The organism is Catalinimonas alkaloidigena (assembly GCF_029504655.1).
Taxonomy (GTDB): Bacteria; Bacteroidota; Bacteroidia; order Cytophagales; family Cyclobacteriaceae; genus Catalinimonas; species Catalinimonas alkaloidigena.
This window is the reverse complement of the sequence record NZ_JAQFIL010000001.1, coordinates 3,483,750-3,496,058: the sequence shown is the minus strand read 5'-3', so window position 1 is coordinate 3,496,058 and position 12,309 is coordinate 3,483,750. Positions and strand designations below refer to the sequence as shown.

The 12,309-nt window shown below is 39.5% G+C and carries 9 protein-coding genes; 6 read left to right on the top strand and 3 right to left on the bottom strand.

The genetic code is table 11. The annotated features are described in order from the left end of the window. Positions 1-79: 79 nt before the first annotated feature. The 3 genes from OKW21_RS14210 to OKW21_RS14200 are packed head-to-tail and all read left to right on the top strand — an operon-like array spanning position 80 to position 3,276. The gene (locus OKW21_RS14210) at positions 80-811 is read left to right on the top strand and encodes a hypothetical protein (protein ID WP_277480256.1); all 732 of its coding nucleotides are present in this window, start codon (positions 80-82) and stop codon (positions 809-811) included. A gap of 39 nt (positions 812-850) precedes the next feature. Further along, a complete protein-coding gene (locus tag OKW21_RS14205) occupies positions 851-1,699 on the top strand; it encodes a DUF350 domain-containing protein (RefSeq protein ID WP_277480255.1) in 849 nt (282 codons plus the stop codon). Continuing rightward, complete coding sequence (locus tag OKW21_RS14200) at positions 1,690-3,276, top strand: polyamine aminopropyltransferase (RefSeq protein ID WP_277480254.1); 1,587 nt, start codon at positions 1,690-1,692, stop codon at positions 3,274-3,276. The genes OKW21_RS14205 and OKW21_RS14200 overlap by 10 nt, the downstream gene beginning before the upstream one ends. A gap of 96 nt (positions 3,277-3,372) precedes the next feature. Here the strand turns inward: OKW21_RS14200 and OKW21_RS14195 are convergent, their stop codons facing one another. Further along, the gene (locus tag OKW21_RS14195) at positions 3,373-4,398 is read right to left on the bottom strand and encodes a threonine aldolase family protein (RefSeq protein ID WP_277487689.1); all 1,026 of its coding nucleotides are present in this window, start codon (positions 4,396-4,398) and stop codon (positions 3,373-3,375) included. A 169-nt stretch (positions 4,399-4,567) separates the two neighbouring features. Between OKW21_RS14195 and OKW21_RS14190 the strand changes: the two genes are divergently transcribed. The 3 genes from OKW21_RS14190 to OKW21_RS14180 are packed head-to-tail and all read left to right on the top strand — an operon-like array spanning position 4,568 to position 7,006. Next, positions 4,568-5,110 (top strand): RNA polymerase sigma factor, encoded by a 543-nt coding sequence (locus tag OKW21_RS14190; protein ID WP_277480253.1) that lies wholly within the window; start codon positions 4,568-4,570, stop codon positions 5,108-5,110. 6 nt (positions 5,111-5,116) lie between these two features. Beyond that, positions 5,117-5,911, top strand: coding sequence for a hypothetical protein (locus tag OKW21_RS14185; protein ID WP_277480252.1), 795 nt, complete (start codon positions 5,117-5,119; stop codon positions 5,909-5,911). Positions 5,912-5,923: 12 nt separating this feature from the next. Beyond that, a complete protein-coding gene (locus tag OKW21_RS14180; RefSeq protein ID WP_277480250.1) occupies positions 5,924-7,006 on the top strand; it encodes a hypothetical protein in 1,083 nt (360 codons plus the stop codon). Positions 7,007-7,064: 58 nt separating this feature from the next. Here OKW21_RS14180 and OKW21_RS14175 read toward each other — a convergent pair whose 3' ends face one another. Continuing rightward, positions 7,065-8,120, bottom strand: coding sequence for a PorP/SprF family type IX secretion system membrane protein (locus tag OKW21_RS14175; RefSeq protein WP_277480249.1), 1,056 nt, complete (start codon positions 8,118-8,120; stop codon positions 7,065-7,067). A gap of 12 nt (positions 8,121-8,132) precedes the next feature. Next, on the bottom strand, positions 8,133-12,302 hold the full coding sequence (locus tag OKW21_RS14170; RefSeq protein ID WP_277480248.1) for a PKD domain-containing protein: 4,170 nt from the start codon (positions 12,300-12,302) through the stop codon (positions 8,133-8,135). Positions 12,303-12,309 lie beyond the last annotated feature (7 nt).

Sequence of the window (12,309 nt, the reverse complement as noted above, 5' to 3'; positions counted from 1 at the left end):
GTGCGATTTTTTTGTTTTAAGCTTTTTATTAAAATAACTTAGAACAAGACTAATGAGTAGCATAGTAGAAATGAAGCATATGAAAAATAAATCTTGTATTGTCATATTCATGCTTTTATTAAGTGCATGTTCCAACAATGACTTTCAGAAAAACCCAGTTGATCAAATGATCAAAGAGATGACAGATACGCCCATCTACTCTATCATGCTATATGACATGGATGTAGAGGGGACTTTTTTTAAGGATTACCAACATCAATACCGTATCCTCAAGCAATCTTCTCCGGAAGCCGAACCTGAAGAACAGATTACTGATTGGTACAAAGTGAGTGAAAGTTTTTTTAATAGCCATGCCAATGATATGGGAATGGAAATAGCGGCAAAGACAGCGGAAGGAGAAGTAACCAAATCTGTAAGCCCACCGGGCTATTCAAATTATGTGGGTAATCCACAATATGGACATTGGCAACAAGGTGCAGGGGGAAACAGCTTCTGGGCATTTTATGGTCAGTATGCTTTTCTAAGTAGTATGCTTAACCTGGCTACATTTCCTGTCAGGCGCTCCTATTATGACGATTATCGTGGCTATCGCCAAAGTGGCAGGCCTTATTACGGACCGGTGGTTAATAATGGAAGAAGGGCCTATGGTACGGGGAGTGCCTATACTACAGCTGCCAAACCCAATACCCGTTGGAGCTCAAGTCGTAGTAGTAGTTCGGCTTTTCGCTCTGGTAACCGGACTTCTCGTTCAGGTAGCAGGTATAATAGTTCTTCCAGTATGCGCTCCCGAGGAGGTGGCTTTGGCAAATAGAATTAAATTATTCATTCAATTAAGCTTAACTAACCACACATGATTACCTTAGATGCTGCCCTAACGGCATTAATTTATCTGGCAGAATGCTTTCTTTTATTTCTAATCGGAAAATTTGTATATAAACTGTTTCAGTCCAAAATCAAGGTGGGAGAGGAGCTGGTAGAAAAAGATAATTTAGCCTTTGCTGTAGCACATGTGGGTTATTTTATTGGCTTATTATTGGCCATTAGCAGTGCCGTGGTCGGCCCAAGTAACGGAATATGGATAGATGTAATGGACATTGCAATTTATGGGTTACTCGCCATTGTATTGCTCAACATATCCATCATTATCAATGACAAAATAATTCTCCGCAAGTTTGTGGTGTATAAAGAAATTATTGAAGACCGGAACGTAGGTACAGGTGTGATAGAGGGTGCCAATGCTGTTGCTACCGGTCTTATCATCCTGGGTTCAGTTTCAGGCGAAGGAGGCGGAATAGTCACTGCATTGGTTTTTTGGGTAGTAGGGCAGATTATCCTAATTATTACGGCCTATTTTTACAGCTGGATTACACCTTTTGATGTTCATGACCATATTGAAAAAGATAATGTAGCGGTAGGTTTAGGTTTCGCGGGAGCCCTGGTAGCCATAGCCAATCTGATACGCTATGGCCTGATGATTGACTTTGTCTCCTGGCAGGAATCATTCATCAACGTAGGCATTGATGTTCTGATTGGGTTAATTTTTCTACCCATAGCCAGAACCCTAACTGATAAAATATTGCTTCCGGGACGTAGTCTTACCGATGAACTTATCAATCAGGACAAACCTAATACCGGAGCAGGATTGATTGAAGCCTTTGCCTATATTGGCGGATCAGTGTTGATTACTTTATGTCTGTAGCATCACCTAAAAATTTTGAACATACCATCAGCAAAAAGCTGAGATCAAACGTACTGAAAATTGCACTTTTTGCTACTGGCTTGGCCGGAATTGTTGCAGAGTATGTCCTTTCTACCTTAGCGACTTATTTTTTAGGAGATTCAGTTTTCCAGTGGACCATCATCGTCTCAATGATGCTTTTCTCCATGGGTTTAGGAAGCCGTTTGTCCAAAATATTTGAGAAAGACCTCCTCCAGAAATTTATTTATGTGGAGTTTACTCTTTCAATTTTCTCGGCTTTTGCAGCCTTGCTAGCCTATACCGCAGCTGCTTTTACCATGTATACCGGCTTTATTATCTATGCTTTTAGCATACTCATTGGCCTTATGATCGGTTTGGAGATCCCACTGGTAATCCGCTTGAATGATGAGTTTGAAGAACTGAAAGTGAATATTTCATCAGTAATGGAAAAAGACTATTACGGGAGTTTGCTGGGAGGAATATTCTTTGCATTTGTAGGGCTACCGTATCTGGGACTTACATACACTCCTTTTGTATTAGGTCTCATTAACTTTCTGGTTGCCCTGCTTCTACTTATTGTGCTATGGACTGCTATTGCCACAAAGGTCAAAAAAAGACTAGGCCTGACAGCTTTTTTAGTAGCCCTGGTTTTAGCTTCCGGTATTTTTCTAGCAAAGCCGATTATTTTGTTTGGAGAGCAACAGCGGTATAAAGATAAGATCATCTACCAGAAACAAAGCCGTTATCAGAAAATAGTCATTACCCAGTGGAAAGATCACCACTGGCTCTATATCAATGGTAATCAGCAATTAAGTTCTTTGGATGAACAGATGTACCACGAACCACTGGTACATCCTGCTATGAAGCTGTTGCCTGCAGTAAAGGATGTACTAGTCCTGGGTGGTGGGGATGGTTGTGCCGTAAGAGAAATACTAAAATACTCGGAAGTTGAAAACATTACTGTGGTGGATCTGGATCCTGCCATGACAGATTTGGGTAAAACACATCCGGTATTATTAGAATTAAATCAGGGAGCTTTGCTGAACAAAAAAGTAGAGATTATCAATGATGACGCATTTCACTTTCTGGAAAATACCAATCAATACTTTGACGTCGTGATTATTGATTTGCCGGATCCTAAAACTGTAGAGTTAGGTAGACTTTACTCGCTTGAATTTTACACTTTAGCCTCAAAGCAAATGCGACCTAATGGGACAATAATTACCCAGGCAGGAAGCCCATACTTTGCCACTAAGGCATTTTACTGTATTGATAAAACCATGGCTGAGGCAGGCTTTAAGACTCAGCCTATGCATAATCAGATACTCACACTTGGAGAATGGGGCTGGGTGATAGGAGTGAAAACAGAATATCCTAAGCCGAATCTTAAAGAAAATTTACAGCAATTAAGCTTTACTGAGGTAGAAACAGCCTGGCTGAATCAGGAAGCGATGCAACTAATGACTTCTTTTGGGAAAAAATTTTTTCTTTCTGATCATGATGATTTAGAGGTAAACACGGTGCATAATCCAGTTTTGTATAAATATTACCTTGATGGCAACTGGGATATTTATTGAAAAACTTTTCAGGTGTTTCCAACCATTTGTACAAGCTTACTGTCTAAGTCAGTACAGGGTAAATTTATTGGAGGATGTGTGACCGATAGCCGGCATTTAGACTGGCTTTCGGTCCATTTTTTTTAAAGCGTCCACTACTTTTTCTAATGAATCATCATCAAACGCTAAGTGCGTAACCATTCTAATTTCATCTTTTCCAAATGGAATTGCTAAAATATCATGCTCTTTCAATGCATTCAGAAAACGTTTTGTGTCCATGTGCTGTAGAGAAAATATGATGATATTAGTATCTACAGGGAAAACTTCTTTCACAAAACTTTTATTCTGAAGTTCTTCAGCCAGAACTTTTGCCCTTATATGGTCTTCAGCCAGTCTTTTTACATGATGATCCAATGCATAAATACCCGCGGCAGCCAGATAACCAGCCTGTCGCATACCACCACCAAAGACTTTTCTTACACGTTTTGCTTTTTTTATTAAATCATGGCTGCCCACCAAAACTGAGCCTACCGGAGCACCTAGCCCTTTAGAGAGACAAACAGAAATAGTATCAAAGTATTTTCCATAATCAGCGGGAGTATCATGAGAGGCTGTAAGCGCATTGAAAACCCTTGCACCATCTAAATGTAGTGGAAGGCCATGTTGTTTACACAGCTGATGTATGGATTTGATTTGGCCTAATGTATAGTAAGCTCCACCTCCCTTATTAACAGTGTTTTCCAGCGCTACCAAAGCAGTTTGTGGATAATGAATATCATCACTATTTATCGCTGCTTCTATATCATCTATGGATAATATCCCTCTGGGACCATCAACCAGTTTTACTGAGCACAATGAGTTAAAAGCAATGCCACCGCCCTCATAGTTATAGATGTGGGCACGCTTATCACAAATCACTTCCTGCTGGGGTAAGGTCAGTATTTTGATTGCGATTTGATTGGTCATCGTGCCTGATGGACAAAATATACCTGCCTCCATTCCGAAAATTTCTGCGGTCTTTACTTCCAGTGCTTTTACTGTAGGATCTTCACCAAACACATCATCACCTACTTCGGCCTTCATCATAGCCTCCAGCATTGCTGGGGTGGGTTTAGTAACGGTATCACTTCTCAAATCTATCATCTTATGCATTTATGCCTGTTAACATAGAAGGATTTTCACGAATTTTAATGCTAGTTACCCAAAATTCAAAAAAAAATTAGCAAGCATGCAACCTCAGAACAACTAAGCTCATCTTGAATATGAATAGTTTAATATTGACATGAGCCTTAAACTTCGCAAAAGTAAATCTTTGGACCACTTAGTCACAGGGTGTATTAAGCAAAACAGAAAAGCGCAGCATGACTTATATGAGCGTTTTGCGCCGGTAATGCATACAGTTTGCCTCAGATATGTAAAGGACACAGCTGAGGCAGAAGATGTGCTGCTCAAAGGATTTATGAAAGTGTTTCAAAACATCAAAAATTTTAGAAAGGAAGGCAGTATTGAAGGGTGGATCAGAAGAATAATAGTAAATGAAGCCTTGATGTATATCCGTAGAAACAAAACAATGTATCTTGAGGTGGATATTGAAGAAGCCAATGAAGCTAAGAGCATTAGAGTTGATCATCTAGTGGAACAGGATTTAATGCATCTGGTACAATCACTGCCACTGGGTTACAGTACAGTTTTTAACCTTTTTGTGATTGAAGGGTATTCTCATAAAGAGATAGCTGTTATGTTAAACATCAATGAAGGCACTAGTAAGTCCCAACTGAGTAGGGCAAAACAATTATTAAGAAATTTGATCCTCAAACAGGATCAGTCCATTAACGATAAAAATCAAATAGGGTAGAACACTATGCATGATTTTGATAAAATATTTTCTGAAAAGCTGTATCACCATAAGACTCCTCCTCCAGCCAATGGATGGGATCAGTTAAATTCGGCTTTGGATAAAGAGCAACATGCTAAGAGAAAAGTTATATTCTGGAGAGTTGCTGCGGTAGTTTTGCTTTTACTACTCGGTGGAACTGGCTGGTGGTTTGGTAGCCAGCCTCAGACTGATACTCAGCTTGCCGATAAGAATAGTACTGAAACTATAATACCTAAAGCATCTGAAAAAGACTTTTCTCCAGAAGAGGAAACAAATCTGTTGGCGTTAGAGGAAAAAAGATCTTCTAATACTACTGCGGATACAAATGAGCGAAGTGATAAAAATCAAAATAACGATGCTGAAAATATAGTCAAACAGCCTCTTAGCAAGGAACCTAAGGACATGCTTAATAAGCAAAATACTCAGCCTACGCCTCATGCTCAGCTTGTGTATGCCTCTAGGGATGAAAAACAAAGCGATAATTTTGATGATGAACCCAAATTGGAGCAAATTCAGCGTGTAGAAACAGTAAACGTTGAGCCTTTAGCCCCGCTTGAAAAAGAACTCTTGGCGATGGAGCCGGTAAAAACTGATATAAATACACCCGTAACAATCATATACAAACCTGGTGCAGCACCCGATGATGAAGAAAAAAATATCGCACTTGAACTTCTGAGTGAATTAAGGAACTCAAATATTTCTTTTTCAGAGATCAGAAATGCCAAAGCTGAACTCCTGGCTAAGGTATTTAGCAAAAAAGAGAACGAACTTACTCCTTAACAACATTTACCCATGAAAACTATAAAATATCTTTTTTTGCTGCCCTTGATTTGGGGCAGTTTACTGACAGAGGTGTATGCGAATACCTCACCTGATACCATTATCATCAGACTTTCTGAGCAGGAAGAAATAAAGATAATATCCAGCAGTGGCAATGAGCTTAAGCAACTAAGTCAGTATGATATTAATAAAATCATCAGAGAGCTAAATGAAAAAGCAAATGAAGGTAATGATAATTTGACCATTACCATGCAGGATAGTTCTGGTACACAATATATTCTGGAAAGAAATTATGATGATGAGGAAGAACACAACCAATTTAGGGAAAAAAATGGATTAGAAGAAAAAGTGGAAAGGCTGGAGAGGGAACTAGATAGGCTGAGTGAATCAATTGAGGATAAAAAGTATGAGGACAGAGACGTAAAGTTTAACAAAAAACATAAATCTGGTACTAGCAGCACTTTCATTTTTGAGTTTGGGTTGAACAACTATTTAAGTAATGGTAAGTTTCCAAGTGATGAAAGTGAGTTGTATTCAGTTAACCCAATCGTTTCCTGGTATGTTTCCCTGGGAGGTATGAATTCTACTCACATTGCCGGACCATTATCCATAGACTGGGGAGCTAATGTAAGCTGGTATAATTTTAAATTTGAGAACGAAAGGACCAGAATAGAAAAGCTAGACGATGGAGTTTTTTTCTATGAAGATCCAACTCCTGATATATCGCCTATCAAAAGTAAATTGGTGGTTCCTTATCTGAATGTGAGTCTGGTACCTATGTTTATATTTGGAAAAAATAGAAGTAGTGACTGGGAGCCCTTTTCTTACCATGAAAATGATGGATTTAGAATAGGATTAGGTATGTACGCTGGTTACCGACTTGGTCCACATTCAAAAGCCGTATACAAAAATGATGGTGATAGAAGAAGAGATAAGGATTGGAATAGTTTTTATTTGAATAGCTGGCGATATGGAGCAAGACTACAAATGGGATTTAAGAGTATAGACATATTCGCAAATTATGATTTGAACAAACTGTTCGCTGAAGGAAAAGGCCCGCAGCTTAATGCTTTTAGTTTCGGAATTATCTTATAATCCCATCACATACCAATTGCTATATATTGAACAGTGATCAGCATTAATGACCACTTGTTTAGGGCTTCCACAGATAATTTGGCATAAAAGCTGGGCAGGGATTATACTTGTCTTTACGACTCACTTTACCAGGCCTTTTTGAGAACTGAAGTTCCATTACCAGTGATATTTCATGAGATCCACCAGAAGAGGCCGGACCGAGTTTGGATACCGTCATATCGTAGCTGTAACCAAAGTTCATGTTATTAAAAGATAAGCCAAACGATACCGCCAGCGCATCATGGTTAATAGTTCGCGGCATATCTTGTTGGAGTGGAATCCCTTTATACCAAAGCCCCAACATCAACATCCGGTAATAGTAATTGAAGCCAAGGTCTAATTGATCAAATCTCCCTTGCTTTCGGTAATTGAAAGAAGGATTAATACTGGACTCAATTCCACTTTTCATTGGACCAAGTTTCATTGGGATTTTCATACCCCCATGAACAGTAATCCTCATTGAGAGCTTACTCTCTCCATCCAGTGCAGTTTGATTCGGTTGATTGATATGGTGTAGGGCAAACCCCGTCCAGAATTTACTGCCGTAGATAACCAAACCGCTTCCGAAGTCAAAATGGTTATTGTTTTCCAGGCTTCTTATATCTGGGTCAGTAGTGGGAGCGTCAGCATTTCCAAATGCTAGTTGGTCACCAAAGATAAGTTTGGAGAAATCCATACTTTGAGTGGTGTACCCTATCTGAAATGCAGGCACAGCTCTTATTTTGTCATTAAGGGGAATAGTGTATGAATATATCGCTCCTACATTGGTAGAACTAAGGTTTGCTGTACCGGCTCTGTCAGTAGAGATAATTACACCAATGTTACTATTACTTGCAGGTAGATTGTAGTCATAGGCGAAAGCATAAGTCACAAATGCACGGGGTAAACTAGACCAATGATTACGATAATTAACACTGGCTCTGTGCTGTCCGGTAGTTCCTGCGAATGCAGGGTTCAAATACAAAGGGGCAGCATAATATTGCGTAAACTGAGGATCCTGTGCCTTAGTTTCAGCATAAATAGAACTAGCAAACAGTATTAAGCAGATAATTTTCTTCAACAATCCTGACTTCATGGTTATTCTTAATTATCGCAAGAGTGTTACATCTCCTACAATTGATTTTGATTTGCCATTGCTGAACTCTAATTCCAACTTGTAGACGTATACATCTTTAGGACACAGTTTGCCTTTGTAATAGCCGTCCCAACCGTAGGTTTTGTCAGCACTTTCAAATAGAAGTTCACCCCAGCGGTTATAAATCATCATTTGGAAGCGGGTGATGCCTTCAAAAACAGGGAGGAACAAATCATTTTTACTGGCAGATCCGGCATCAGAACCACCCGGACCAGTAGTATTAGGCGTAAATGCATTGGGTACATTAACTTTGCCTCCTTCTTTAATGATTACTGCACTAAGCATAGTAAGCGTATCTGTACACCCTTTTTCGCTTTCGGCAACCAGAGTAACATCGTACACACCCGTAGATTCGTACACATGGGATGGCTCAAATTCTGTTGATGTAGTTCCATCTCCAAAATCCCAGTAATAGTTCGTAGCATCTACACTTAGATTTACGAAGTAGATAGGCTCGCTGAGAAAAGCCTCCTGAGGTCTGAGATTGAATGATGCTCTAGGGGTTTCGTAAACTTCTACGCTAAACTCCTTGATTGCTTGCATGGTAACGCCATTGCTATTGCTGGCTTCAAGAATTACTGTGTACATACCCGGCTCATAATAAGTATAACTGGGATTTTCCTCTGTAGAGACACCTTCACCTTCTCCGAAGCTCCATCGGTAGGTGCCTGGCTCGGCAAATCTTGATAAATTTCTGAACTGAACAGTAAGAGGTCTACAACCGGTCGGAGGCTCATAAGTAAAATCTACCTGAGGGTGGAAAGGCTCAATAAAGATCTCCTGGGTTAATGTATCAACGCAGCCCAAAGCGTTAGAAGCTACAAGCATAATTTCATAATGCCCAACCTCTTCATAGGCATGTTTTGGATTGGTTTCGGTACTGGTAGTTCCATCTCCAAAATCCCAGAAAAAGAACTCAGAGCGCTGACTTTGATTTACTAAATGAACCTCCTGACCAGGTAAATATGCTTGTGCCAGACGAATTCTGAAATCTGATCTAGGGCCCTGATCCAAATCTACAATCAAATCAATTTCTTTTTTCATCACTACGCCTAACTCATTACTTGCCTGAAGGCTTACAGTATAAATACCAGATTCGGTATAGGTATGGACAGGATGAAGCTCGTTAGTTACTGTACCATCTCCCAGATCCCAGAGGTAAGTAGAAGTATCAGCAAATAAAGTTTTATTGGTAAAATCAACTTCAAGAGGAAGACAGCCTTCAATACTGGTGAAGCTAAAGTCTATCTGAGGTAGTGATTGCTTGATAATGATAGTGGCTGAGTCTTCTTCATAGCAGTAAAGTCCTTCCGCTCTCATCTTTACTTTGTACTCACCATGCTTATCATAAGTGTGAGAAAGTGGGTTTTTTGCAGTAGAAGTATTACCATCACCAAAATTCCATAAATATGTCCAGTCACCCGAGTTGGTAGTATTGGTGATAGAAATAGTTTTATCAGGAATTTCCATAATGGTAGGGCTAACAATAAATGAAGCTCCTATATTTTCTTTTGGATCAACCTGAATATTTTGAACATTTGCCTCACTAACACAGCCAACAATATTTTCTGTTTGTAAAGTAATTTTTACATTATATGCTGACGTGCTGCCTTTCTGGAAATGTACTTCAAAGCTGCTTTCTGATAAGTCAGGGCTATTCAGGGGGCTAGGGGAGATCTGCCAGTCATAGAAAAGTCCTTTTTCCTTTGCACTTACTTTATAAACTACCGATTCACAATCAACATCAATGATTTCATAGGTGAAATCTGCTTTTGGTACTGGATTAACATCTACGATTTTTTCAGTTCTGGAGAAACAAAAGCCACTTTTCTCAGCCAGTAAAGAAATACTATATTTTTTTCGGATTTTGGTTTCATTATGAAGCGTAAAGGATAAAGTAGGTTCAGTACCAGGCTCGGTAGTTTGATGTACAATACTGCTATCTGCTAAATCCATAATTTCCCAATGATACAGGTCAGGGTTTAAAGTACGCGTTCTCGCATCAACTCTAAAATCATAGGTTCTGGGAGCACAATTAGCATCTAAACCGCTAAGATTAGTAATACTAAATTCTGATGGAGGTCCTGCGTATACCATAATCGTAAGCGTATCGCTTATTACATCGCAGGTATTACTGGCTTTGGCCTCTAACCAAATCTCATATTCATGATTTGCATATGAAGTTTGTGTATTTAGAAATGAAGTAGTGAAATTATCTTCAGCCGGGCTTACAATAGTATTATAAACAACATTGGTTTTTAGGTCTTTGACATACCAGATGTAACTATCAATACCCGTTGGCTGGTCAGTTAACAAAGTATTTGGAGAGAAATCTACTCCCAAAGGTGAACAACCTTCTACTTGGCTGGCAGTAAAACTAACATCTGGTAGAGGCATAACAGTAACATCCTTTACCAAAATGGCTGAGCATTTACCTTTTTGAGTACTTACTCTATGAGCTACCTGAAAAGTACCACTGCTTATAAATTTGTGTTTAAGAGGATCAGCAGTAGTAGTAATAGCATCAACATTAAAGGTGACACCATCATAATCAAAATCCCACTCATATGTATCAATCTGGTCACCATTGACCACTGTACTCAGGCTTGCCAGCGATTTAAAAGTTGTACTGTCGTTGGCACAAATTTCATCCGCACTAAAATCTACTGTAGGCACTTCGTAAATATGCACATAAGCTGTATCCCGGGTTTCACAGTCAACACCCACTGCTGAAGAAATTAGTTCAGCCATATATGTGCCTGGAGCTGTGAAAGTTTGCTGTACATAGCCCTGCGTTCCACCTCCAGACCGATTGTCAATAAGCGTATTAGCTGGATCATAGATATTCCACTCCCAAGTAGAATTAGCTTCAAAATTTGTAGATACATCATGGAAGCGAACATCAAAATTCTGAGGATTTGTGGGGTCAAAACAAAGATCAGTTAATGCACTATCATTTATATCAGTTACATTAATATCGGCTGTAGGGGTGGAAAGTATGTTAACATCCACCACGATTTCACCTCCACACTGTCCAACAGAATTTAAGTCTTTTGCAATGAGCTTAATGGATTTCGCTCCGGGCGAACTATAACTAAAAGTAGGGTTTTTACCATTTTTTGTAGCTAAAAGAGTGGTTTGCGTATCATCATCATAAAATTCCCAAACCCATTGATAATTGGAGTCATCTGTACCATCTCCATCATCGTCAATGCCAGCAGTTAGGTTTTGGAAATAAATCTGGTCGTCAATACAAAAATCAGTTTGTACTTGTCCACTATTATCATTTAGTCGTGTCTGGAATGATGGATTAGATTTTTCAACGACAATAATCCGTGCAGTGCGTGAAATAAACGGATTGTCGCCCCCAGCAGTAGCAGGATTTAGATATCCATCAGTAGTATACGCATCATAGGGGTTGCAATAATTCCAGTTTTTTAGAGTGACTTCAAACTGCTTACCCAAATCGGCTGCGGTTGTAGGTGCTACAGTAATTAAGTTACTGGTTTCTCCCGAGTTAATGACTGGACCAGGAAGGTCTGTTACATTACCATCAAAAGGATATGCATGAGAAGTTCCATTAACTTGTACACCAGTAAGAGAAGATGGACCCGTACCATATACCCACTGTATCCATCTTACCAGATTGTTAATGTGGTCATTTTCTCCAGAGGCAGGAACGCAGTTAAATATGGTATTGTCAGTAAAATTAAGGCTTGCTCCTTCACCTACACAGATTCTGTATACTTCAGGGTTGATGAGCAGTTCTCCTCCATTTCTGTTATCTATGTCCCACACTGTTACATTCTGGGTCTGGTCAGAACTGGTACAGCGGACACCGTCCATTCTTAAAAATACGGTAGGTGAATAATTACATTCTCCAGCATCTCTGTCATAACTATGAGGAACAGTTGCTTCATATCTATTACCCCCTCCAACTACTCCTACAAAGGTAGGAGTAACAATCTGACTGGCTCCCGGAGTGGCTTCATCACCCCAAAAAAACTCAAACTCAACATTAGTGGGAGCCCCGTCAATGGTATACCAGACCTTCCATTCATAACTTTCAGTTGCGCATAATATAGGCCTGCTTAATACATCATTACCAGATTTATAACCCAAAGAGCAC